This is a genomic window from Arthrobacter sp. R-11 (assembly GCF_049913155.1).
GTDB lineage: Bacteria > Actinomycetota > Actinomycetes > Actinomycetales > Micrococcaceae > Arthrobacter.
In genome coordinates this window covers 2,485,491-2,508,115 of the sequence record NZ_CP183979.1, presented here as the reverse complement: position 1 = coordinate 2,508,115, position 22,625 = coordinate 2,485,491, and the positions used below count along the sequence as shown (strand labels likewise).

At 64.4% G+C, this 22,625-nt stretch carries 31 protein-coding genes; 15 read left to right on the top strand and 16 right to left on the bottom strand.

Going from position 1 to position 22,625, the window contains the following annotated elements; translation table 11 throughout:
* Positions 1-71: 71 nt before the first annotated feature.
* Both ACN9M4_RS11330 and ACN9M4_RS11325 read right to left on the bottom strand, forming a co-directional pair.
* A complete protein-coding gene (locus ACN9M4_RS11330; protein ID WP_426297930.1) occupies positions 72-578 on the bottom strand; it encodes a DUF2004 domain-containing protein in 507 nt (168 codons plus the stop codon).
* A 50-nt stretch (positions 579-628) separates the two neighbouring features.
* On the bottom strand, positions 629-1,606 hold the full coding sequence (locus ACN9M4_RS11325; RefSeq protein WP_426297928.1) for a LysR family transcriptional regulator: 978 nt from the start codon (positions 1,604-1,606) through the stop codon (positions 629-631).
* A 447-nt stretch (positions 1,607-2,053) separates the two neighbouring features.
* On the opposite strand from ACN9M4_RS11325, the gene nrdH reads away from it, so the two are divergent.
* The 10 genes from nrdH (at position 2,054) to ACN9M4_RS11275 (ending at position 9,050) form a co-directional block, all read left to right on the top strand.
* The gene (gene nrdH / locus ACN9M4_RS11320) at positions 2,054-2,296 is read left to right on the top strand and encodes a glutaredoxin-like protein NrdH (protein ID WP_426297926.1); all 243 of its coding nucleotides are present in this window, start codon (positions 2,054-2,056) and stop codon (positions 2,294-2,296) included.
* Between the two features lie 65 nt (positions 2,297-2,361).
* Positions 2,362-2,832, top strand: a complete 471-nt coding sequence (gene nrdI, locus ACN9M4_RS11315) for a class Ib ribonucleoside-diphosphate reductase assembly flavoprotein NrdI (protein ID WP_426303455.1) — start codon at positions 2,362-2,364, stop codon at positions 2,830-2,832.
* An 80-nt stretch (positions 2,833-2,912) separates the two neighbouring features.
* Entirely contained in the window at positions 2,913-4,988 is a 2,076-nt protein-coding gene (nrdE, locus tag ACN9M4_RS11310) for a class 1b ribonucleoside-diphosphate reductase subunit alpha (RefSeq protein ID WP_426303454.1), read from the top strand.
* A 100-nt stretch (positions 4,989-5,088) separates the two neighbouring features.
* Positions 5,089-6,063 (top strand): class 1b ribonucleoside-diphosphate reductase subunit beta, encoded by a 975-nt coding sequence (gene nrdF, locus ACN9M4_RS11305; RefSeq protein WP_074590806.1) that lies wholly within the window; start codon positions 5,089-5,091, stop codon positions 6,061-6,063.
* Between the two features lie 222 nt (positions 6,064-6,285).
* The gene (locus ACN9M4_RS11300) at positions 6,286-7,002 is read left to right on the top strand and encodes a FadR/GntR family transcriptional regulator (RefSeq protein WP_426297924.1); all 717 of its coding nucleotides are present in this window, start codon (positions 6,286-6,288) and stop codon (positions 7,000-7,002) included.
* A gap of 206 nt (positions 7,003-7,208) precedes the next feature.
* Entirely contained in the window at positions 7,209-7,718 is a 510-nt protein-coding gene (locus ACN9M4_RS11295) for a hypothetical protein (RefSeq protein WP_426297922.1), read from the top strand.
* Between the two features lie 166 nt (positions 7,719-7,884).
* Positions 7,885-8,184: a YegP family protein gene (locus ACN9M4_RS11290; protein WP_426297920.1), complete on the top strand. Its 300-nt coding sequence runs from the start codon at positions 7,885-7,887 to the stop codon at positions 8,182-8,184.
* Positions 8,184-8,450 (top strand): DUF7218 family protein, encoded by a 267-nt coding sequence (locus ACN9M4_RS11285; RefSeq protein ID WP_426297918.1) that lies wholly within the window; start codon positions 8,184-8,186, stop codon positions 8,448-8,450. Before ACN9M4_RS11290 ends, ACN9M4_RS11285 begins: the two co-directional genes overlap by 1 nt.
* Positions 8,451-8,569: 119 nt before the next feature.
* On the top strand, positions 8,570-8,836 hold the full coding sequence (locus tag ACN9M4_RS11280) for a GlsB/YeaQ/YmgE family stress response membrane protein (protein WP_426297916.1): 267 nt from the start codon (positions 8,570-8,572) through the stop codon (positions 8,834-8,836).
* Positions 8,829-9,050: a hypothetical protein gene (locus ACN9M4_RS11275; protein ID WP_426297914.1), complete on the top strand. Its 222-nt coding sequence runs from the start codon at positions 8,829-8,831 to the stop codon at positions 9,048-9,050. The genes ACN9M4_RS11280 and ACN9M4_RS11275 overlap by 8 nt, the downstream gene beginning before the upstream one ends.
* Before the next feature lie 50 nt (positions 9,051-9,100).
* Here the strand turns inward: ACN9M4_RS11275 and ACN9M4_RS11270 are convergent, their stop codons facing one another.
* The 10 genes from ACN9M4_RS11270 to ACN9M4_RS11225 all read right to left on the bottom strand — a co-directional run bounded on the left by ACN9M4_RS11270 (position 9,101) and on the right by ACN9M4_RS11225 (position 15,385).
* A complete protein-coding gene (locus ACN9M4_RS11270) occupies positions 9,101-9,451 on the bottom strand; it encodes a PRC-barrel domain-containing protein (RefSeq protein WP_426297912.1) in 351 nt (116 codons plus the stop codon).
* Positions 9,438-9,857, bottom strand: a complete 420-nt coding sequence (locus tag ACN9M4_RS11265; RefSeq protein WP_426297910.1) for a hypothetical protein — start codon at positions 9,855-9,857, stop codon at positions 9,438-9,440. The genes ACN9M4_RS11270 and ACN9M4_RS11265 overlap by 14 nt, the downstream gene beginning before the upstream one ends.
* On the bottom strand, positions 9,854-11,083 hold the full coding sequence (locus tag ACN9M4_RS11260) for an NRAMP family divalent metal transporter (protein WP_426297908.1): 1,230 nt from the start codon (positions 11,081-11,083) through the stop codon (positions 9,854-9,856). The genes ACN9M4_RS11265 and ACN9M4_RS11260 overlap by 4 nt, the downstream gene beginning before the upstream one ends.
* Positions 11,080-11,502, bottom strand: a complete 423-nt coding sequence (locus tag ACN9M4_RS11255) for a hypothetical protein (protein ID WP_426297906.1) — start codon at positions 11,500-11,502, stop codon at positions 11,080-11,082. Before ACN9M4_RS11255 ends, ACN9M4_RS11260 begins: the two co-directional genes overlap by 4 nt.
* A gap of 133 nt (positions 11,503-11,635) precedes the next feature.
* A complete protein-coding gene (locus tag ACN9M4_RS11250; protein ID WP_426297904.1) occupies positions 11,636-11,845 on the bottom strand; it encodes a hypothetical protein in 210 nt (69 codons plus the stop codon).
* A gap of 10 nt (positions 11,846-11,855) precedes the next feature.
* Positions 11,856-12,020: a hypothetical protein gene (locus ACN9M4_RS11245; RefSeq protein WP_426297902.1), complete on the bottom strand. Its 165-nt coding sequence runs from the start codon at positions 12,018-12,020 to the stop codon at positions 11,856-11,858.
* A 98-nt stretch (positions 12,021-12,118) separates the two neighbouring features.
* Positions 12,119-12,316: a CsbD family protein gene (locus tag ACN9M4_RS11240; protein WP_426297900.1), complete on the bottom strand. Its 198-nt coding sequence runs from the start codon at positions 12,314-12,316 to the stop codon at positions 12,119-12,121.
* Positions 12,317-12,679: 363 nt separating this feature from the next.
* Positions 12,680-13,663 carry a DMT family transporter gene (locus ACN9M4_RS11235; protein WP_426297898.1) on the bottom strand — a complete coding sequence of 328 codons (984 nt, stop codon included), beginning with the start codon at positions 13,661-13,663 and terminating at the stop codon, positions 12,680-12,682.
* A complete protein-coding gene (locus ACN9M4_RS11230) occupies positions 13,660-14,265 on the bottom strand; it encodes a TetR/AcrR family transcriptional regulator (RefSeq protein ID WP_426297896.1) in 606 nt (201 codons plus the stop codon). The genes ACN9M4_RS11235 and ACN9M4_RS11230 overlap by 4 nt, the downstream gene beginning before the upstream one ends.
* Positions 14,207-15,385 (bottom strand): PDDEXK nuclease domain-containing protein, encoded by a 1,179-nt coding sequence (locus ACN9M4_RS11225; protein WP_426297894.1) that lies wholly within the window; start codon positions 15,383-15,385, stop codon positions 14,207-14,209. The genes ACN9M4_RS11230 and ACN9M4_RS11225 overlap by 59 nt, the downstream gene beginning before the upstream one ends.
* Before the next feature lie 154 nt (positions 15,386-15,539).
* Between ACN9M4_RS11225 and ACN9M4_RS11220 the strand changes: the two genes are divergently transcribed.
* Positions 15,540-15,728 carry a DUF1918 domain-containing protein gene (locus tag ACN9M4_RS11220; protein WP_426297892.1) on the top strand — a complete coding sequence of 63 codons (189 nt, stop codon included), beginning with the start codon at positions 15,540-15,542 and terminating at the stop codon, positions 15,726-15,728.
* Here the strand turns inward: ACN9M4_RS11220 and ACN9M4_RS11215 are convergent.
* Positions 15,725-16,417, bottom strand: coding sequence for an endonuclease/exonuclease/phosphatase family protein (locus tag ACN9M4_RS11215; RefSeq protein ID WP_426303453.1), 693 nt, complete (start codon positions 16,415-16,417; stop codon positions 15,725-15,727). The two genes, ACN9M4_RS11220 and ACN9M4_RS11215, sit on opposite strands and share 4 nt — an antisense overlap.
* Before the next feature lie 69 nt (positions 16,418-16,486).
* Positions 16,487-17,158 (bottom strand): hypothetical protein, encoded by a 672-nt coding sequence (locus tag ACN9M4_RS11210; protein ID WP_426297890.1) that lies wholly within the window; start codon positions 17,156-17,158, stop codon positions 16,487-16,489.
* A gap of 105 nt (positions 17,159-17,263) precedes the next feature.
* On the opposite strand from ACN9M4_RS11210, the gene ACN9M4_RS11205 reads away from it, so the two are divergent.
* The 4 genes from ACN9M4_RS11205 to ACN9M4_RS11190 all read left to right on the top strand — a co-directional run bounded on the left by ACN9M4_RS11205 (position 17,264) and on the right by ACN9M4_RS11190 (position 21,781).
* Positions 17,264-17,767 (top strand): DedA family protein, encoded by a 504-nt coding sequence (locus ACN9M4_RS11205; protein ID WP_426297888.1) that lies wholly within the window; start codon positions 17,264-17,266, stop codon positions 17,765-17,767.
* A 48-nt stretch (positions 17,768-17,815) separates the two neighbouring features.
* Positions 17,816-18,619, top strand: a complete 804-nt coding sequence (locus ACN9M4_RS11200; RefSeq protein WP_426297886.1) for a thioesterase family protein — start codon at positions 17,816-17,818, stop codon at positions 18,617-18,619.
* Complete coding sequence (locus ACN9M4_RS11195; protein WP_426297884.1) at positions 18,619-19,371, top strand: lipoate--protein ligase family protein; 753 nt, start codon at positions 18,619-18,621, stop codon at positions 19,369-19,371. Before ACN9M4_RS11200 ends, ACN9M4_RS11195 begins: the two co-directional genes overlap by 1 nt.
* A gap of 70 nt (positions 19,372-19,441) precedes the next feature.
* Positions 19,442-21,781: an FdhF/YdeP family oxidoreductase gene (locus ACN9M4_RS11190; protein ID WP_426297882.1), complete on the top strand. Its 2,340-nt coding sequence runs from the start codon at positions 19,442-19,444 to the stop codon at positions 21,779-21,781.
* Here the strand turns inward: ACN9M4_RS11190 and ACN9M4_RS11185 are convergent.
* Both ACN9M4_RS11185 and ACN9M4_RS11180 read right to left on the bottom strand, forming a co-directional pair.
* Positions 21,778-22,035 (bottom strand): mycoredoxin, encoded by a 258-nt coding sequence (locus tag ACN9M4_RS11185; protein WP_426297880.1) that lies wholly within the window; start codon positions 22,033-22,035, stop codon positions 21,778-21,780. The two genes, ACN9M4_RS11190 and ACN9M4_RS11185, sit on opposite strands and share 4 nt — an antisense overlap.
* Positions 22,036-22,159: 124 nt before the next feature.
* Positions 22,160-22,549, bottom strand: coding sequence for a hypothetical protein (locus ACN9M4_RS11180; protein WP_426297878.1), 390 nt, complete (start codon positions 22,547-22,549; stop codon positions 22,160-22,162).
* Between the last annotated feature and the right edge of the window lie 76 nt (positions 22,550-22,625).

Here is a 22,625-nt window from a genome sequence, read left to right as displayed (position 1 = left end):
GGCTCCAGTAGCGAGCGAACGGCGGCCGCCCACCGGAAGGTGGGCGGCCGCCGTCGTTGTTTAGCGGATCCTCAGGATTCCCAGAGGATCTCGTCGTCCACCACTCCGTCCTCATCGGCGGCCGCCACCAGGACTTCGTCCGTGAAGTGGGAGCCGAGGGTGAAGTCGAGGACGAAATAGCGCTCGGGCTGCCCGGGGTAGATCGCTACGTGCCCGAGCTTGAGCGCCTTGAGGAAAACGTCGTGGGTTAGTTCGTCCTTGTCCCGGACGCCGAACACGGCTTCCAGCTGCTCCTCCTTGAGCTGCGTGGAATGGAAGTGCAGGAACTGCTGCGAGTTGGTGCCCTCCTGTTCGAGTTCGCCCGCGATCATGTCGCGGACCTGCTCGACCAGTTCGGAAAGATAGCCCAGACGGTAGTCCACCTTGTGCAGGGCGCGCTCGTCGAAGTGATCGTGCGCACCTACATTCAGGTCAAGTTCCAGGGGAGTTCCCGCGAGCTCGTGCGAGGCCACGTAGCAATGTTCACGCCCGTGGTTGAGCTCAATCTCCCCGAAATGTTTGCTCGCTACCTTGCTCATGCCAACAATCTAGACCCAAGAACCAGCCGGTTCCAGCATCCCGGGTGAATTCACGGACGGCGCTCGGACTGTGACTTTGCCGCCGCGCGCCGGGCCCTGGGCTGCGCCTTTGCGGGGGGAGCCGGGGACGTGCCGCGCAGCGTGTCAGCCAGCAGTTCGGTGAAGAGCTGCACCTGCGCGGTGCGCTTTTCGTTGATGAGCAGGGCGAAGACGTTCCGGGCCAGCCGGATGTCCGGCACGTCCAGGACGACGACGCCGGCCGGCCGATGCCGCAGCGCCAGTTCCGGTACCAGCGCGGCACCCAGGCCCGCTGCCGCCATTTCGAGGCTGGCGTGGAAGTCGTCGCTGTAGGCCACGACCCGCGGGTGCAGGTTGCAACTGGCGAAAAGCCGCTCGATCACGAGGGCGTCGCTGGTGCCCGGATGGTGGATGATCCACGGCATGTCCGACAGCTGGGCGGCCTGCATTTCCGCATCCTCCCGGATTCCCCAGGAGGCGGGCAGGACCACCCGGAAGTCGTCGTCGCCGATCCACTGCCGGTCCAGGGTGTGCGGCCAGGCCAGTCCGGATTGGCCCACCTGGTAGACGAGCGCGACGTCGAGGTCCCCGCCGGTGCGCAGGCCCTGGATGGTCTGGGCTGGCTCGGCCACGGATACCCGCAGCTCGATGCCGAGGTCGTTCCAGCGCGGATTCCGCAGGATGTCCGGCAGCACGTACGTGGCCAGGCTGGGGAAGATGCCGAGCCTGAGTTCCTGGGTGGGGGAGTCTTGGCTGCGGGAGGCTGCCGCCAGCAGGGCCTCGACGTCGGTGAGCACCTTCGAAGCGTGCCGGACCATGGTGAATGCGGCCTCTGTGGGCACCACGCTGCGGGCGGAGCGGTGGAAGAGTTCGACGCCGGTGTCCCGTTCCAGGGCCGCCATCTGCTGGGAGACCGCCGACGCCGTGTAACCCAGCCGCGTGGCCGCGGCGGCGAAGGATCCAAGCCGCGTCACTTCGAGGAGCGTGCGCAGGTGGAGGAGGTTGACCATCAGTGATCCTTCGGCTGGGGCAGGCGGATTTCCGTGCCCAGCCAGTGTAGCCGGGTCCTCCGCCTTCCTTGAGGCCGGCTTCCAGGGCGCAACCCCCGCTGTCTGCGACACGCCGGGGCGCCGCGACACGCGGGCAATTAAATGTGGTTAACCAATCCACAGGGTGTGGATTGAACTACCACTTTTGGCGGATTTCCGGCCATTTTCCGACCCCCTGCCTGTGGACTACCGGTGTGTTAAATGACATACTTGTAATACATCATCTTGGGGTCCGCGCCAGCTGCTTGCACTACATGTAGTATCGATTTACGGATTGGGCGGGAAACCAGCACAAGACAGACAAGAGCATCAGCTGCCATTGCAGCAAGCGGGCCGGCATCGGATTCAGTAGCAACCGACACGGGCCTGCCGAATACGAAGAAGACTCCAACTGAGGGGACAGGGATCATGACCGTCACGGTTTACACGAAGCCGGCCTGTGTTCAGTGCAACGCCACCTACCGGGCGCTGGACAAGAAGGGCATCGCCTACCAGAGCGTTGACATCTCCCAGGATGCCGAGGCGCTGGCACGCCTGAAGGCCCTCGGCTACATGCAGGCCCCCGTTGTGGTGACCGAGCAGGACCACTGGTCGGGATTCCGTCCGGACAAGATCGAAGAGCTGGCCGTCGCGGCCGCTTCGGTGGCCTAGCTTTCCGGTGATCTAGCCCCCGGTACCGGCCACCGCCAAAGATTTACAAAGATGAGGTGACCCCCATGGCAGCGCTGGCAACAGCATCTGCACGTGCCGACGGTGAAACCGTCAGTACGAGGAGTCACCTCATCTATTTTTCCTCCACCTCGGAGAACACCCGGCGCTTTGTCGAGAAACTGGGCAGGGACGCGGCCCGGATTCCCCTCTACGCCAAGGACGCTCCGCTGCTTGCATTGGAACCTTATGTGCTTGTGGTGCCGACTTACGGCGGCACCAACGGCGAAGGCTCGGTGCCCAAGCAGGTCATCAGGTTCCTGAACAACCCGCACAACAGGGCGCTGATCCGCGGCGTCATCGGGGCCGGGAACACGAACTTCGCGGACAACTACTGTGCAGCCGGCGACATCATCGCCGCAAAGTGCAAGGTTCCGCACCTCTATAAATTCGAACTTATGGGAACCCCGGAAGACGTCGACCGGGTGAGCCAAGGATTGGACAAGTTTTGGACACTACTGTCGCAGAAGCAGAAGTAACGCAGTCCGTGGAAACCGGCCAGGACAAGAAGCCGCTTCCCGAGGCCTACAAGGGCCTGGGCTATCACGAGCTCAACGCGATGCTGAACCTTTACGGCGCGGACGGCAGGATCCAGTTCGAGGCCGACCGTGAGGCTGCACACCAGTACTTCCTGCAGCACGTCAACAACAACACGGTGTTCTTCCACGACCTGGAGGAGAAGCTCGACTACCTGGTGAAGAACCAGTACTACGAGCGCGAAACCCTCGACCAGTACACGATGAACTTCATCCGTGAGCTGTTCAACCGCGCCTACAAGAAGAAATTCCGCTTCGAGACCTTCCTGGGCGCCTTCAAGTTCTACACCTCCTACACGCTGAAGACCTTCGACGGCAAGCGGTTCCTGGAGCGCTACGAAGACCGCGTCTGCATGGTCGCCCTGCACCTGGGCCGCGGCAACGAGGAACTCGCCACCCGCCTGGTGGACGAGATCATCGACGGCCGCTTCCAGCCGGCCACCCCGACCTTCCTCAACGCCGGCAAGGCCCAGCGCGGCGAGCTGGTCTCCTGCTTCCTGCTGCGCATCGAAGACAACATGGAGTCGATCGCCCGCGGCATCAACTCCGCCCTGCAGCTGTCCAAGCGCGGCGGCGGCGTGGCGCTGTCCCTGACCAACATCCGTGAGCACGGCGCGCCGATCAAGCAGATCGAGAACCAGTCCTCCGGCGTCATCCCCGTGATGAAGCTCCTCGAAGACAGCTTCTCCTACGCCAACCAGCTCGGTGCCCGCCAGGGTGCAGGTGCCGTGTACCTGCACGCCCACCACCCGGACATCTACCGCTTCCTTGACACCAAGCGCGAGAACGCAGACGAGAAGATCCGCATCAAGACCCTCTCGCTCGGCGTCGTGATCCCGGACATCACCTTCGAGCTGGCCAAGAAGAACGAGGACATGTACTTGTTCTCCCCGTACGACGTCGAACGCGTCTATGGCGTGCCCTTCTCCGACATCTCGGTCACCGAGAAGTACTACGAGATGGTGGACGACTCCCGGATCAAGAAGACCAAGATCAACGCCCGCGAGTTCTTCCAGACCCTCGCGGAGATCCAGTTCGAATCCGGCTACCCGTACATCATGTTCGAGGACACCGTGAACCGGGCCAACCCGATCGCCGGCAAGATCACCATGAGCAACCTGTGCTCGGAGATCCTGCAGGTTTCCACGCCGTCCATCTACGGCGAGGATCTCAGCTACGAGACCGTGGGCAAGGACATCTCCTGCAACCTGGGTTCGATGAACATCGCCAAGACCATGGACTCCCCGGACTTCGGTGCCTCCATCGAGACGTCCATCCGCGCGCTGTCCGCGGTGTCGGATATGTCCTACATCAACTCGGTCCCGTCGATCGCCCAGGGCAACGCCCAGAGCCACGCAATCGGCCTCGGCCAGATGAACCTGCACGGCTACCTCGCCCGCGAGCACGTCCACTACGGTTCCGAAGAAGGCCTGGACTTCACCAACATCTACTTCTATACGGTGTTGTTCCACGCCCTGCGTGCCTCCAACAAGCTCGCCATCGAGACGGGGGAGAAGTTCGGCGGGTTCGAGGACTCGAAGTACGCCAGCGGCGAGTTCTTCGACAAGTACACCGAGCAGGAGTGGGCTCCGGAAACCGAACGCGTCCGCGAGCTGTTCGCTAACCACCACATCCCCACCCAGGATGACTGGCGCGAGCTGAAGGCCTCCGTCATGGAGCACGGCATCTACAACCAGAACCTGCAGGCCGTGCCGCCCACCGGCTCCATCAGCTACATCAACAACTCCACCTCGTCGATCCATCCGGTGGCCGCCAAGATCGAAATCCGCAAGGAAGGCAAGATCGGCCGCGTCTACTACCCGGCGCCGTACCTCACCAACGACAACCTGGACTACTACCAGGACGCGTACGAGATCGGCTACGAAAAGATCATCGACACCTACGCCGCCGCCACGCAGCACGTGGACCAGGGCCTGTCCCTGACGCTGTTCTTCAAGGACACCGCCACCACGCGTGACATCAACAAGGCCCAGATCTACGCCTGGCGCAAGGGCATCAAGACGCTCTACTACATCCGCCTCCGCCAGCTCGCGCTGGAAGGTACGGAGGTTGAGGGTTGCGTCAGCTGCATGCTCTGACCCCCTCTCTCGTAGGGAACCAAAACTGAAGAGTACGACGCCGGGCGCGCGCCCGGCGTCGTACGCTTACCTTTAAGAACACATACGTTAGGGAGACGAAATGACCGAAAAGGTCAAGCTGCTCAGCCACGTCGAAGCGATCAACTGGAACCGCATCCAGGATGACAAGGACGTGGAGGTGTGGAACCGCCTGGTCAACAACTTCTGGTTGCCGGAGAAGGTGCCGCTGTCCAACGACGTCCAGTCCTGGCACACGCTCACCCCCGAAGAGCAGCAGCTCACCATGCGCGTCTTCACGGGCCTGACGCTGCTGGACACCATCCAGGGCACGGTGGGCGCCGTCTCGCTGATCCCGGATGCACTCACCCCGCATGAAGAAGCCGTCTACACGAACATCGCCTTCATGGAGTCGGTGCACGCCAAGAGCTACTCCTCGATCTTCTCCACCCTGTGCTCCACCAAGGAGATCGACGACGCCTTCCGCTGGTCACTCGAGAACGAGAACCTGCAGAAGAAGGCGCAGATCGTCATGGACTACTACCAGGGCGACGACCCGCTGAAGCGGAAGGTGGCTTCCACCCTGCTGGAGAGCTTCCTGTTCTACTCGGGCTTCTACCTGCCCATGTACTGGTCCTCGCGCGCTAAGCTCACGAACACGGCCGACCTCATCCGCCTCATCATCCGCGACGAGGCCGTGCACGGCTACTACATCGGCTACAAGTTCCAGAAGGGCCTCGAGAAGGTCTCCGAGGAGAAGCGCCAGGAAATCAAGGACTACACCTTCGAGTTGCTCTTCGAGCTGTACGAAAACGAAGTCCAGTACACGCACGATCTCTACGACGGCGTGGGCCTGGCCGAGGACGTCAAGAAGTTCCTGCACTACAACGCCAACAAGGCGCTCATGAACCTCGGCTACGAGGCCATGTTCCCGGCTTCCGTCACCGACGTGAACCCGGCGATCCTCTCGGCCCTGTCCCCGAACGCGGACGAGAACCACGACTTCTTCTCCGGCTCCGGTTCCTCCTACGTGATCGGCAAGGCCGTGAACACGGAAGACGAGGACTGGGAGTTCTAGGTCCTTCCTGAGCTGCCAACAATGATTCGCGAATAGCCAGTAGCGTGTGGCCAGTTGCCTTTGCAACTGGCCACATTTCTATTCCAGCGGCCGCTTCCTGGCAGTCGTCCGGCAGGCTGTGCACGCCGGACAGCAAACGCCCGGTGGTCTTAAGGAAACGCGAATGTGACATCCTCCGGAACGTTCTTGACCGGGGAGTGCGCTCCATGTCACGCTCGAAGCATGGACAACCTGTTGGACAGCTGGACAGTTGGTCAGGGGCCCCTTGTGCGGGTCGGTGCTGCAGAGGGCGTCCTGGCGGCCCTGCGTTCCGCGATCGAGGGCGGGAAGATCCCCGTCGGAAGCAGGCTGGAATCCGAAGCGATGCTGGCGCAACGGTTCGGTGTGTCCCGGACGATGGTCCGCGAGGCACTAAGGTCGCTCGGGTCCCTCGGTTTGACGGCAACCCAGACCGGCAAAGGGACATTCGTCATCGCCGACAAGGCGGTGCAGGATTTGCGCTTGGGCAAATATTCGGCGCACCAGCTGATGGAGGCGCGGCCCCACATTGAGATTCCCGCTGCTGGCCTGGCCGCACAACGCAGGAGCCCCGAGGACCTTGAAGGACTCCGGGAGATCCTGGAGGCCATGGACGCGGAAGAAGAGCTGTCCCAGTGGGTAGCGCTCAACTCGGAGTTCCATGCCCGGATCGCCCGGGCCAGCGGAAACGGCGTCTTCGCGACCATGCAGGCGGACATTGAAGACGCGATGTCCAAGCAGTCCAACACCCTGAACCAGGTTCTTGACCGCAGGAAGGAATCCGGGGCCGAGCACCACGCGATTTTCGCCGCAATTGAGCGCGGATCCGCGGACGAGGCCACCCTCGCCATGATGCTGCACCTTCAGGGAGTCGAGTTCGCCCTCGAGACAGTCACGGCCAAGGACCCCCAGGAGCTGTAACCGGCCAATAGAACACCCCCGTTTGTCCTTCCCGGCCCGTCGAAACAGCGACGGTTCCGGGATGATCCGCTATGCCCGAAACCGCGTATAGGCACAATGACGTGCCGTGCGCTGGAGAAACCAAGGAGAGCGAAAACAGTGAACAAGAGATCAACCGACAGGTATCACGGTGCATGCCTGACGAGCGCGGGGCGAAGGTTCCGGCCATGACACAAACAACCATCCGGAAGCCGGGCCAAACAACCACTCAGGAGCCTGAATCACCCGCTTCTGCTCCCGCCGCCCCGACCAGGACCAGGCACACCCGGCTTCACGCCCAGATCATCAGCTACCTTGCCCGCCATGGTGCCAGCAGGCTCTCGGACATCCTCACGGAAGTGGAGGTCTGCAGGGCCACCCTCTTCGTACATCTGGCAATCCTTGAGGATGCGGAAATCATCCAATGTGACCGTCCGAAGGGCGCCCGACGCCGATCAACCCCCTTCTATTCGCTCCGCCGGCAAGCATCGACCCAAGCTCTTCGGAAAGACGGCCAGGCGAACCTCACCGCACGGATCAAGGAAGCCACCGACGGGAAGATCGCGGTGACCGTTGACGAAATCCCGGGCATGCTCGTCCACTCCCGCACGTTCGATGACATTCCGGGGGCCGTCGCGACTGCTGCCCGAGCGAGGCGCGAAGAAGAAGGCGGCTTCACCGTACAGGTCGTCATCTAGCCTTCGCGCTTTCGCGCGCACAGTTTGTGCCCGGGACCGGGGCGGGGGCCCGCCGGTCGGGGAACAACCTCAAGGTACGTGGCGTCACCGGGCCTTGCCAGGGGTGTCCGCCGGGCAAGCTACTAAGTACACTTACTAGTGTCCTTGCATTCGTTGGCGAACATCGATGAACCAGGAGGCGGACGACATGGCAGGGTATTTCGAACTGGTTGACGCACTCGACGGCGGTTTCAGGGTCGCATTGGTGGCCGGCGACGGAGAACTGCTGGCGATGTCCATTACGTTCCCCAGCAAACAGGCCGCGGTCAAGGGGATCTGGCGAACCAGAGAGCTTGCAGGTACAGGGCTGATTCGCGATCGCAGCCACGGGCATGGCGACGTGGCCGCAATCCGGCACTCACACGGGCTTCACCTGGTTCCGGACCATGGCCGGGCCGCGCATGGTGTGTGGAGGGAGGCGAGATAATGCCCGGAAAGAAGAACCCAAGCCTGAAGGATCCCGAACTCTACGAGGAACTGCGCGACGAAGGTGCTTCGAAGGAAAAGGCTGCCCGCATCTCCAACGCCGCAGCCAAGGAAGGTCGCAAGAAAGTCGGGAGCCGGGGCGGCAACGCGAAGGACTATGACGAGCGCACCGTCCCGGAGCTCAAGGCCCGCGCCAAGGAACTGGGCCTGAAGGGCTATTCCTCCAAGACCAAATCCGAACTGATCGACGCCCTTCGCAACCACTAACGCGGGGCGACAACTAGCGCAAGGAAACCACAGAAGCAACTGAACCGGCCCGCGAAAGCCGCGGGCCGCCGTCGGACGCTAACCGACCGTACGGCAAACCCAAAGGAAGCGAGAACATTATGGGATTCTTCGGATTCCTCCTGCTCGGCCTGATCGCCGGTGCCATCGCCAAGCTGCTCATTCCCGGAAAGCAAGGCGGCGGTTGGTTCATCACCTTGGTTCTTGGCGTGGTCGGCGCCTTGCTGGGCGGCTGGATTGGCGGACTCATCTTCGGCGGCGGCCTGCAGGAATTCTTCTCTTGGCGGACCTGGCTGCTGGCGATCGGCGGCTCCGTGATCGTGCTGTTGATCTACGGACTGATCGCCGGGCGGCGAAGCCATGTCTGAAGAAGCACGGCCTGAAGACCGGCGGGAACTGCCGCCGGAAGATGAGGAACGGGGCCGCTACACAGAAGGCGACTACGGCGAGGGCGGTGCTGTCGCCGCCGAAGAAGGGGAATCCGGGCGCGGCGAGAACGACTACACCGCAGGTGAGTACCCGGAGGACGGCGGACCGGCGGGCGATGATCCCGATCTCGCGGTCCGGCCGCCTGACGAGTAGGACGCCGCCCGACGGGTAGCGGTGCTCGCTAAGACGGGGAGCCGGTGCGGCTATGCCGTGCCGGTTCCTTGCAGCCCGGGATCGTAGGCGCTGAACTCTTCGCGCAGCCTGACTGTCTCCGGTCCCATCACCTCGATGTCCTCCCAGAGGACAAGGAACGATCCCCGGTGCCACCACTCCAGAATCTGGGCCAGGGGCCAGGGCCGGTTGACGTTGTTGCGCTCGTAGCCCATGAACGACCCTGCTGAATGCGGGCTAACGATCAGGCCCTGCAGGCGGGCCCCGGCCAGCAACTGCCCGGGCGGCGGCTGGTCCAGGACGAACCGCGCGTCCGCCACGCGCCCCAGGTAGGTCCCTGCGGGGGCGTACACACGTGAGCCAAGGACATCAGTCAGGATCATGCTTTCCTCCGGGTATCCGCTTGATGATCTTGTCCCGGATCCAGCGCTCCACCCAGCTTGCGTCGAGGCCTTCGCTGCGCACGCCCAGCCTGATAGTGACATCCACAGCGGACACGTCCCGCCACGGCAGTCGGATCAGCCGGCTCGACGGCGGCCGTCCGCCGAAGATCCGCGTGCCGAGTACCGGCCCGGTCAGGAGAGCTGAAATCACCGGCGCCGGGGCGTCCGGGGCAATGGGGGCGTCCGCCTCGACTCCGTCCAACTCGAGGTCGTCGACGGTCGTGACGGGGAGGCCCTCGACGTCGATCACTTGCCGGTCCAGCAGGTGGAGCTGGGCGTCAAGGACGCGGCCTGCCGTGTGCGGTGCGGGCTCGAGGCGGGCAGGAGTGTTCTGCGGTCTTTTCATGCTCCGGCTCCGGTGATGATCATGAGGGGGATCGCTCCGAGGGATGCTGCGAGGATGATCAGCAGGTAGATGTTGGCTGCCACGTTGATGCCGCGGCTGTTGACGTTCGGGCCCATGTATTGCGGGTCATTGGCGACGATCAGGATCGGCAGGTAGGTCAGGGGGAGGGCGACTGCGGAGAAGACCACCGAGTATTCGGTGATCAGGATCGGATCCGCTCCGGTAGCCAGCACCCCTAGCGCCACCAGCAGGCAAACAATCATCGACAGATGGAAGCGGGCGGCGCGCACCGGGCTGCGGAACTTTCCCCACGACCAGCCAAAGAACTGGGCGAGCGTGTAGCCGCTGGACAGGGTGGTTTCCAGCGCGGCGCCAAAGGTCGCCGCGAGGATGCCCACGAGAGCGAACGCCAAAGCGAGTTTTCCGCCTGCCTCGGCCACCGGGAGAACGATCTGCGACAGCGACGTCACCTCGATGCCCGCCGGCAGCAGGACGACGGCGGCGCAGCCGGCAATCGCGACCGAGAGCAAACCGCCGAGGGGGAAGCCAGCCAGCACATTGATCCGTGACTGGACGAGGTCCTTGGCCTTCCACCCCTCCTCAACGGCCCCGGAGGAGAAGAAGAACACCTCGTACGGCGTCATCGCCGCGCCGAACAAGCCGACCGCATAGAACCAGTAGACGGCGGCGTTTTCCGTCTGCGGGACCGCGGGGGCCAGCGCCTGGCCGGCCAGCTGTCCCCAGTCCGGATGCAGCAGGAACAGGGCGACTCCGAAGACCACCAGGCAAAGTCCGAGCAATCCGGCGACATTTTCCATGATCTTGAAGCGGACCCGCCAGATCACCAGCCATACCGCGAAGGCTGCCAGCGGAATCCAAAGCAGATGGTGGATGCTCGTGACCAGCTGCAGGGCCAGGGCGACACCGCCGATTTCGGCCGTCACGGTCATGAGGTTGATGAAGAAAGAGGCACCGAGATTGGCGAGGCCGGCCCGCGGCCCCAGCCGTTCGCGGATTACCTCGAAGGTTGCCCTCCCGGAGACGGCGGCGACCCGGCCGGACATATCCGCGAACAGGCAAATGCCCACCACTCCGACGCCCACGACCCAGATCAGTGACAAGCCGAAGCGGGATCCGACGACGGCGTTCGTCACCAGGTCGCCGATGTCGACGAATCCGCCGATCGCGGTCAGGATACCGAGGGCGACGCCCAGGAGCCGTTTCACCGTCCGGTCCCCAGGCGTTGACGGAGGGCATCGAGTTCCTTCGCCGAAGCTGCCAACGCGCTCCGCGCACCTTGCAAGGCGGGCGTGTTCCCGTCGCCGCCGGGGGAGTCCTTTGCCTCCAGCGCCTGCCGGGCCAGGCCCAAGGCACCCTCGGCGCGCTCAAGTGCGCGGCGTACCTCGCCGTGCAGCGTACGCTCATCGGGGGTGGCCGGCATGTTGTCCTGAAGCTTCTTCCGGGCGTCCTCCAGCTCGCCTGCCATGTCTTCCAGGCTCGTCCCGACAGCCGCTTTTCCGGCTCGCTCGCGCGCGAGTAGGTCGAGCGAGAGGGCACTGGTGCCGACGGCCGATGAGCCCTGGTTGACGGCGCCGGCCGCCGCTTGGTCCAGGGGTGCCGAACAGCCGCTGACACTTTGGCTCAAGGCGAAGAGCAGGACGGCGGCGGACGCAAACCGTCCGCCTGGCCGTCCTGGCGTCGAGCCGGGTAGAGCCGGCTCGGGTTGGGTAGGGGAATTCACGTTCGTTCCTCAGCTTCCCGGGAACGGATCATGCGGGTCAGGGCGAGGGTTGCGGAAGTTCGCACCCCACCCGGGGATTCACGCCGAGGTAGTTCAGGGGGCCGGCCGCTATGACCACTGCAATGGTCGCCGCTTGTGAGCAGCGTTCCGGTGGTTCCCTGAAGTAACCCCGTTGGGCTGCCGCGACGATCCCCGAGACCAGCCACAGAATGACCAGGATCCCGAGGATGCCGCGGAACGTCCGCATGCGTGCCTCGCTACGGCACCCGGCTGCCCCTGGACCGGCCAAGGATCCAGCCGAGCACGGTAAGGACCAGCAGGATCAGGCCGACCCACAGAAGGAAACTGAGGGCCTGATTGATCCCTCCAACGAGCAACAAAACGATCGCGATGATGCCCGCGATCACCAACAGTGTGTTCATGACTGGTGCTTCCTTTCGGATGGGGAAGGGGATACTGCGTTCCCGATAAGGCGGGGTGCTGTTTTCAGTCCTGCGTGAATCTCAGTCCTGCGTGAATTTCAGTCCTGCTTGAACGCGTCCGTTGCGTCCTTCGCGGCGTCCTTGACCTTTTCCCCGGCCTGTTTCACGTTCGCCTTCATCTGGTCGGCCTTGCCTTCAGCTTCGAGCTGTTCGTTGTCCGTAGCCTCACCGGTCTTTTCCTTGACCTTGCCGGCTGCCTCTTCGGCGGCATTCCTGATCTTGTCGTCCAGTCCCATGGGGGTTCTCCAATGGTCTCTTTCAGCGATTGGTGCTTTTTGCACCCAAGACAGATTATAAGCATGCTTACTAAATGAGCGGAAGCCTGCTGTTTCCTTCAGGGCGTTCCGGGCCGGTCTCTTCGGGAGGTTCCCGGCGGGGCCGGGGCTCGGGCATGCGGAGACTGCGCCAAGCCATTGCCGCGAGCAGGAAGGCGGCCCCGGCGACGGCGGCGGGCAGCCAGGTCCGCCTGTGTTTTCGGATCATGCGTGATAGGCGTGAATGCATATTTTCTCCGAACCGCGCGATAGCTTCAGGGTACGCCCGCCTGCCGGACGGTGAAACGCCCGACGGCCGAACGCGGCTCCGGGCGGAACCGCAGTTCAGTCATGGGTCGCCGGTGCCGGGAGCTGCTTCCCGCCGTCGGCTGCTTGACTTTCGAAGCGCCGCCGGCGCCGGACTGGAGCGGGAAGCGCCAGGATGAAGAGACTGCCCGTGATGAGCGCGGCCCCGGTCCAGGCCAGTGCCGGAAGCTGCTCGCCAACCACCAGTACCGCCAGGACGGCGGCCACCACGATCTCGGACAACGTGAGGGTGGTGGCGGTGCCGGCGCCGACCCGGGCAAGTCCCCAGCCGAACAGGACATAGCCGGTGAACATGGGTACTGCGGCCATGTAGGCGCCCACCGCCAGGTTCTGCCAGGACGCCAGCAGCGGAGCTCCGCTGACGACGAGTACGGGCATCAGCAGCAGGCCTCCCGCGCCGAAGACCGCACCCATGGCCGCCGTCGATGGGATCCCCCGTTCGATCAGGCGATGGGCCGCCCAGGAGTAGACGGCGTAGCTGAGCCCCGCGATCAGCCCGAGGCCAATACCTAGGCTTGTGGCCCAGCCGGGCGTCTCCCGGCCGGAGCCGGAGTGGACCGGTCCCGTGAGGCACAGCAGTAAGGCGCCGCCCAGGCCGAGTGCCGCGCCGAGGGCCCAGCGGGTAGTGAACGGGCTCCTGTCCATGACCCGTTCGATGAGGGCGGATGCGAGGGGAGCCGAACCCAGTGAAACCACGGTTCCGATTGCCACACCGGCCAACCGCATCGACGAATAGAAGGCCAGCGGGTAGACCGCGACTGCAAAGGCGCCGATGGCGACAACTGGCCAGCGCCGGCCGAGGGCGGAGCGGAAGGCGGCAATGGCCCGGGAAGCGACCGCCGCTTGGAGCAAGCCGCCGATGCCCATTGCGGCTGCTCCGATTGCAAAGGAACCGACCTCGGGGGCAAAACTGGCCGCTGTCCCGGTGGTGCCCCACAGTGCGGACGCGAGCAGGATCGCCAGGGCGCCCCATCCCCGTCCCGCCAAAGCCGGGGCACTCACAAGGAGCCGATCATGTCCGCGGCGAGCTTGCGCGCCTCCTGGATGCAGCGGTCACTGCCTTCGAGCCCCGCCCGGGCCATCGCCCCTTCCAGCAGGAAGGCCAAGTGCCGGGCCATCGGGGTGATGCGTCCGGCGTCGTCGAGGAGCTCAGCGAGGTGCTCCGAAAGCAAGGCCTCCACCTCTTCTTTGTGTCGGCGGACGGCTACCCGCCCGGGATCGCCCGCCGGCAGTTCGGCGGCGGCGTTGAGAAGCCCGCAGCCGCGGAAGCCGTGCTCGTAGGCCATGTCTGCGTGATCCGCGTAGGCATCGAAGACCGCCAGGATCCGTTCCTTGGCGTTGGCTGCGCCGTCGAGTCTGGCCCGGTAGAGCTCCAACCATTCGGCGTGCCGGGCTTCCAGGTAGGCGCCCACCAATTCGGATTTGGATGCGAAGTTGTTGTACAGGCTCTTCTTGGCCACGCCGGCTTCGGCCGTGATCGTGTCGATGCCTGTGCCGGCCAGGCCATCAGCATAGAAGAGCCGGGCGGCCGCCTGCAGCAGGGCGTCACGCGCCCGCTTGCGGGGCTGAGTGCTTGTTGGAGGATCCTGCTTCGCGCCTGGCATGCGTTCGCCTTTCAGGTGGTAGGTAGACCAGTCTACCTACCACCGTTGGTCGGCGTCTATTCAGGGCCCTGCCGGCGGAGTTCGGATTCCAGCAATGTGATGCTGGGCAGCGTGGAGGCGAACTCTTCCGGGAGGGAGGCCACGATTTCGGCCTCCCATTCCGCGACCCCGATTGGTTTGCTGAATCCCCGCAGGGCGTATTCGGCCACCACGTTGTTCTTGGTCCTGCAGAGCAGCAAGCCAATAGTCGGCTGGTCGTCGGGATGGCCGAGCAGATCATCGACGGCGGACATGTACAGGTTGATTTGTCCCAGGTATTCGGGCTTGAACGCGCTGGCCTTGAGTTCAACGACCACGAAGCAGCGCAGCCTGAAGTGTAGAAGAGCAGGTCGGCGTAGAACTCGTCGCCGTCGACCGTGAGCCGTACCTGGCGGCCGACGAAGGCGAAGCCGCGGCCGAGCTCGAGCAGGAACTTCTCAACGTGCACAACCAACTGGTGTTCAAGGTCCCGCTCATCGCGTTTTCCGGTCATCGCCACAAAGTCGAAGACATAAGGGTCCTTGAAGGCCTGCACGGCAAGATCCGAACCGGGCGGGGGCAAGGTGTCCTTGAAGTTGGTGACGGCCTTGCCTGAGCGAGCGTGGGCCTTGCTGTCGATCTGCAATGCCAGGACGCTGCGGGACCAGCCCTCGGCCAAAGCCCGTTCCGCGTACCAGAGACGGTTCTCCTCCTGGTCCAGTTTGTCGAGCAGGACGACGTTGTGCCCCCACGGCAATGTTGCAACAGGCTGTTGCAACATCGGAAAGTCGGGCCACGCCTGGGCGAAGGACTTCATGTAGCGCAGGTTGCGGGGCGAGAAGCCCTTGGCTTCGGGGAATGCCGAGCGCACATCGGCCGAGAGCCGGGTGACGACCTTGCTGCCCCATCCCTCTGCGGATTCCCGGGCGGACAGTTCCTTGCCGATGCTCCAGTAGGCCAGCAGCATTTCCCGGTTGGCGGCGGAAATGGCCCGTGACCGGCCGGCACGGATCTGGCGGGAAACCGAAGCGAGGAGCTCCGGGTACCAGTCGGGCATGCCTGACACGGCAGGGGTGGCTTCGAAGTGCGCTGTTTCGGACATACGTGCGATTCCTTCCGGGAAACGGGTTCATCCGGAAACTAGCGCGCACCCACGACATTCATTGCCCCCGCAAGCGGGCTTCAGGTTTCCGCACGCCCGATCCCATTCCCTCGGCGCCCGGAGGCTCCTACGCTGATGTACGGAGGTGGTTGCCGTGGAGGCTTCGCAGGGAGACCGGATCATCATCCGGGGCAGGACCGTAGGATCGACCGACCGTCACGGGGAAATTCTCGAAGTGAAAGGCGAGAACGGGGCTCCGCCCTATTTCGTGCGCTTCGATGACGGGCATGAAACGATTCTCTATCCCGGCGGCGATTTCGCCGTCGAGCGCAAGACCAGCTAGCCGGCGAGGACGGCAGGTTCCCGCCCGTATCCTGCGGTGACCATGATCGGCAGGTGGTCCGACCTGCCCTGCGGTAAGGTCTCGACCTTGCTGATGTCCAGTCCAACGGACGTGGCGAAGTCGAAGTGGCCGCGGAAGACCTTGTACCTCAGGTAGGTCTTGCGGTCGCTCAGGGACACCGAATAGCCGGAGTTCTTGACGTGCGCGTGCAGTTTCTCCGTGAAGAACGGGTAGTTGAAGTCGCCGACCATAAGGGTCATGAGGTCCTCGCCCATGGCCATCAGCTCCGAGTGGGCTGCGTGGATCTGCTTGCGGCGCAGCGAGTTCGATGCCGTCAGGGGAGCGGCGTGGAAGGATCCGATCACCAGTTCGTGCCCGGTGCTGTGGTCGGTCATCCTGCTGCCCAGGAGCCTTTCATGCGCGGGCGCCAGGACCCGGTCGTGAATGGATTTCTGCAGCGCGAAGGATCTGCTCTCCACCGGGCTGAAGCGTTCGGCACGGTAGTAGATGGCCAGGCCCAGGCGGTTTCCCTTGGTGGAATCAGCCAGGCGCAATGGACCCAAGGCCACAGGAAGGTCGGTGGCATCGCACTCCTGCAGGCATAGCGCGTCGAGATCGAACTCGCGGGCAAGCTGGTTCAGCTCGTTGCTTGCCCTGTGCTTGCGGAGGTTGTAGCTGATTACGCGGATCAGAAGAGAACCTCCTTGGACTTGCGGCGGCGAATTGTCCCTGCGCCAAAGTTAGCAGCTTTCCGCGGGTTAACCCGGGAATCCGAAGCAGGGGAAGAATTCTTCCACGCCGGGCCGGGCCACCTCCACGCAACGTGACTTCACCTGCTCCAATAGGGCGTTAGGGTCCGTGCCGGATACCGAATACGGTCCCACCTCAACGCTCACCGTCGCCACAGCGGCCCTGCGAAGGTTGTTGTCGGTTGCGCTCACGTTGCCGATGCCGGGGAACTGCTCATGGCTGTTCACCGTGCTGTGCTCGAGGGGCCCGACGCCGGTCCAGGTGGCCTCGACGCGGATCGTCACCGGGTTGCCGGCCCCGTCAGTGCCGGGCACCTCTGTGGCGATGGACGCCGATTCCAGTCGGGGGTCGATGCTCAGCGGTGCCAGGTTCTGTCCGTCCGCCTGGAATAGCACGGAACCGCCCGGAGCCGCGGCTGCAGCAAGGACGGCGCATGCGTCCGTGACCCGCACGAAGACTCCGGTGAGGCCCTGCTTGTTGACTGGTCCGGGCTGGCTTGCAAAAGCTGAGACACTGGAGGAGAGAAAGATTTCCACCCGCTCACAGCCGTTTGTCTGATCCACGTTCGCTGAACCGTGGCTGGAATAGATGGTGTGGTAGATGTTGGGCTGGGCCCCGGCCGGGGGAGCAGTCAGAGGAAGCAAAGCGAAGGCTGCCAGGATGGCAGCAAGGCGTTTCATGGTGACTCCTTTGTCCTGACACCTCAGGTTAGGTCCGGTCAATGGAGCGGTCAACGGGGATCCGGGCTACGAATTGGCGCGCTTGATTGGCTGGGAGGCCGGACGATGGATGACATTCTGAAACTGCCTTTCGGTGCGGCGCTTGCCATCCTGTTCGGCATCGTGATGATTCGGGTCAACGTCACCTACTGGCTGGGCAGGGGAGCAGCGGCCGGCGTTGAACGGAGCCGCTTCGCCGCCCGTTTCCACACGGGCAAGGCAGCCAAAGCCCAGGCGCTGATCCAGCGCTGGGGACCGTTCGCCGTCATACTGTCGTTCCTCACGGTAGGTGTCCAGACAGCCATCAACTTCGCCGCGGGCGCCGCCGTGATGCCCTTGCGTCGCTACCTTCCCGCCGCCGTCGTCGGCTCCGCGGCCTGGGCCCTGCTCTACGCGACGATCGGGTTCGCGGCGATAGACGCCTGGCTGGCCCTCGCGGCCGCTTCGCCCCTTACCGGAATGCTCCTGCTGGCCCTCGCCGCGGCTGTGGCGGTGTTCCTTCTTGTGCGGCGGCGGCGCGGTGCCGCACGGGCGGCCGATGGCCCCGCCGCAGGGGATACAGTGGTCTGAGTTCGAGCAACGACGAGGGTCCGGCGACCGGGCGCTGAAAGGGCATGCGTGAGCACTGAGCTTCCTGAACTCGCGGAAGGCAACTTCTACTACAAGAGCCTTGGCGGCGGCCGCTACCGTTCAACGATCCACGTCCAGGGGGCCTGGAACCCCCAGGAACAGCACATGGCGCCCGCCTCGGGAATCCTCGCCGAGGCCCTGCTCCGCCACGAGCCCCGCGACGACATGCGCATCGCCCGGATCAGCTACGAGATCCTGGGCCTGATTCCCGGCGGGGAATTCACGATCGCGAGCACCACCCTGCGCGCAGGCCGCACCATCGAGCTGATCCAGGCCGAGCTAACCGCCGGGGGTCGGACCGCGATCCGGGCCACCGCCTGGCGGATGGCCACCAGCGACACCAGCGCCGTGGCGGCCATCGAAGATGAAACCATGCCCCCGCCGGACGAATGCAAGCCCTGGGACGGTGCCAGCGTGTGGCCGGGCGGGTACATCCGCTCCCTGGAGATGCGCATCGCGGAAGGCCACCGTGCAGGCTCCGGCAAGGTCTGGATCCACACGGACCTGCCGCTGACGGACGTCGGGGACAGCCGTGACGTCGCGCGCCTCATCGGCCTCGTGGACACGGCCAACGGGATTGCCGCGCGGGTTTCGCCCGGCAAGAACAGCTACCTGTTTCCCAACCTGGACCTGCAGATCCACATGTACCGGGAACCCGCCGGTGGCTGGCTCGGGCTGGACAACAAGGTTTCCTTCGGCGCTGACGGGATCGGCCTGACGTCCACAGTGCTGCATGACCTCGACGGCCCCTTCGGCAGGGCCGAACAGATCCTCACCCTGAGGCGCAGCTGATGACCGCGCCAGTTACCGGCCGCGCCGGAACCCTGACCGTGATGCGGCAGGGTGAATCTCTGGGGGCAGCCGAAGACCTCGATTTCGGCATTGAGCTTCTGAACCGTGCCCGCCGCGGGGAGCTGGAGCCGACCCTCAGGCTGTACCGCCCGGAGCCGACCGTCGCCTTCGGGCAGCGTGACGCCAAACTGCCGGGCTTCGATGCCGCCGCACAGGCCTGCCGTGCGCTCGGCTTCGAGCCCCTGGTGCGTAAGGCAGGCGGCCGGGCTGCGGCGTACCATCGGGGAACCCTCGTGGTGGACCATGTGGAACCGCACCATGACGCGATCGCCGGGGCCAAGGCGCGCTTCGGGTACTTCGGGGAGATGCTGGCAAGTGCGCTGCGCAGCGTGGGGGTCCATGCCGCCGTCGGCGAAATCCCGGGGGAGTACTGCCCCGGCGAGTTCAGCGTGCACGGCGTGGACCCCGAGTTTCCTGCCCACCGGGTCAAGCTGATCGGCACAGCGCAGCGCGTGGTCTCCGGCGCATGGCTGTTCAGCTCGGTGGTGGTGGTGCAGGACTCCACGTCGATCCGGGAAGTGCTGACGGCGAGCTACGAGGCGCTCGGCCTCGACTGGGATCCGGCCACGGCGGGCGCCGCGGACGATCTCCTGCCCGGGGTGGATGTGGCCGCCGTCGAGGAAGCCGTCATCAAGGCGTACGCGGAGCACGCGGAACTGCACGACGGCGACTTCCGGACGCTGCTGGGCTGAGGCGCCCGCCATCGTTGTCGGGCAGATTCACCAGGACTAGGCTTGGTGACGCCAAGGGAGGTGGTGCTTCGTGAAACGGAAAGCACCCGAAGTCCAGGACTCCGACGCGCGGCTCGCAGTCGGCAAGCCCGAACGCTCAGCGGCCGGGCTGCCAAGCCTCGCCGAGACGATTCCGCGCGCCTTTGGCGAAATGGGGGCTGGCCGGGCCTGGAAGTCACTTCGGGCCGTCAACCAGAAAGACGGCTACGACTGCATGGGCTGCGCCTGGCCGGACCCTGCCCGGCGCAAGGCAGCCGAATTCTGCGAGAACGGCGCCAAGGCAATCGGCTGGGAAGCGGGGATGCTCACCGTCCCCTCGGCCTTCTGGGAGGCGAACGACGTCGGGTCCCTCGCCTCGCGCACGGAGTACTGGCTCGGACAACAGGGCCGGCTGACAGAGCCCGTCTACAAGCCGGAGGGATCGGACCACTACCGTCCGATGGCGTGGGATGAGGCATTCCGGATCATCGCCCGGGAGCTCAACGCGCTGGATTCGCCCGACGAAGCGGCCTTCTACACAAGCGGCCGCACCAGCAACGAGGCCGCCTTCGTCTATCAGCTCTTTGCCCGCGCATTCGGCACCAACAACCTGCCTGACTGCTCCAACATGTGCCACGAATCGTCCGGCCTGGCGATGACGGAGACCATCGGGATCGGCAAATCCGCGGTCAGCTACGCCGACTTCGCAAAATCCGAGCTGATCATCGTGATGGGACAGAACCCTGGAACCTGCCACCCCCGGATGCTCACCGCATTGGAGGAAGCCAAGCAGGCCGGTGCTTCAATCGTCGCCGTCAATCCCCTTCCGGAGGCCGGACTGATCAACTTCAGGAATCCGCAGAGCGTACGCGGGCTGGTGGGCCGCGGGACGGACCTCGCCGATCAGTTCCTGCAGATCCGCCTGGCCGGCGACATGGCCCTGCTGCAGGCGCTGTCCAAGCGGGTCCTCGACGCCGAAAAGGCCGCACCCGGAACTGTCCTGGATCATGATTTCATCGGGAAGCACTGCCAAGGCCTGGAAGGATTCCGGGCGCACGTGGAAAACCTCGATGAGCGGGAGGTGCTGGCCGCAACCGGCCTCAGCGCCGGCGAGATCGATGAACTCGCGCAGAGGTATCTGGACGCCCGGCGCGTCATCGTCACGTGGGCCATGGGGCTGACCCAGCACCGCAAGGCCGTGGCCACGATCAAGGAGATCATCAACCTGCTGTTGCTCCGTGGAAACATCGGCAAGGCAGGGGCGGGGCCATCGCCCATCCGGGGGCACAGTAACGTCCAGGGCGACCGGACAATGGGCATCTGGGAGAAGATGCCGCCGTGGTTCCTTGACGCGCTGCAACGGGAGTTCGCTTTCGATCCGCCCCGGACGGACGGCCTCGATGCCGTGGACAGCATCAGGGGAATGCGGGACGGCAGGATCAAGGTGCTCATAGCGCTGGGCGGGAACCTGGTGCACGCCATCTCCGACACCGAATCCGCGGAGTCCGCGATGCGCAGGACACGGCTCTCCGTGCAGATCTCGACCAAACTCAACCGTTCACATGCAGTGACCGGCGCGCAGGCGCTCATCCTTCCAACGCTCGGCCGCACCGAGATCGACATGCAGGCTTCCGGGGCTCAATTCGTCACGGTGGAGGACACGGTCTGCGCAGTGCACCGTTCGGAAGGGAATCTGGAGCCGGTCCCCGCCGACGCCAAGTCCGAAGTAGCGATCATCTGCGCGCTGGCGCGGGCCGTGCTTGGCGGCAAGGTTTCCGTGGACTGGGAGGGCTTCACCGCAAACTACGACCGCATCCGCGAACATATTTCGCATGTCGTACCGGGATTCGAAGACTTCAACGCCAGGGCCCGGACCCGCGATGGCTTTGTCCTGCCGCACGGGCCGAGGGATTCCCGGACGTTTCCCACTGCGAGCGGCAAAGCCATGTTCACCGTGAACGAGCTCGAGACGATCCACCTGCCGGCCGGGCACCTGCTCTTGCAGACCGTACGCTCCCATGACCAGTTCAACACCACGACGTACAGCATGAACGATAGGTACCGGGGCGTGAAGAAAGGGCGGATGGTGCTCTTCGTCCACCCGCAGGACCTCGCGGATCTTGGTTTGGCCGACGGCGGTTACGTTGACGTCCACAGCGAAGCGGCCGACGGCGTCGACAGGGTCCTACGCCAACTGCGCCTGATTGCGTACCCCAGCGCGCGCGGATGTGCCACCGCTTACTACCCCGAGGCGAATGTCCTGGTGCCGCTGGACTCGACCGCCGAGGGAAGCAACACGCCGGCGTCGAAATCCGTGATCATCCGGCTGGAAGCGGCTGCCGCCCCGGCCAGTGCCGGACGGCGGGACCCGCCTGGGGCGGCCCGACGCTAGGCCGCGAGGCGCTCGACGATCTCCGCGGCGGAGGGGTTGGTGGCAGCGGATCCGTCCGGGAACAGGACCGTGGGAACGGTGCGGTTGCCGCCGTTGATCTTCTCCACGAGTTCGGCAGTGCCGTCGACCTCTTCGATGTTGATCTCGGTGTAGCCGATGCCCTGCACGTCCAGCTGCTTCTTCAGCCGCTTGCAGTAGCCGCACCAAGTGGTCGAGAACATGGTGATGGTGCCGGAATCGGGGGTGAAGTCCACTGAGTGCTCCTGTCGCCGTTTGTTATGAATTACTCGGATCAACGGTACCCCGGGACAGGCTATTCCTCCGCGCAACGGCGGGCGCCGGACGTCACATGACGACCGGTGCAGCAGGCGTCGCGATTCAGAGGCTTTCCGTGACAGGAACGCCGGATTGGAACTCCCGTCCGTCCGCCTCGCTGAAGGCAGTAATCACGTGGCCTTCGCCCAGGCCGTTGATGGCCGAACGCGGGAAGTTGGCGGTGATGGTGCTTCCGGAATGCTGGATTTGTTTGAGGTCATAGTTTTCCTCGGTGCCCTGGTCATGGTTGAAAGCGAAAAAGGCGATCGCTTCTCCGTCCATGAACTCGATGCCGAGCCTGCGTTGCGAGGAATAGTCCGGGCTGGCTGCCACGAGGCCCACCACGTAGGCGCCCGAAGCGGGAATACTGCCATCGATCTCAAAGCGGGCCACCAAGGTGGCCTCCGTTGCCGTGATGCTTGCCTGCTTCAGGAGTGCGTCGTGGGTACTCATGGCTCAATCCTGCTCCGCGGCTTCCCTGCCGTCCACCCCTAAAAGGGTCCTGGACCTGCTTTCGGCCAGGCCGTCC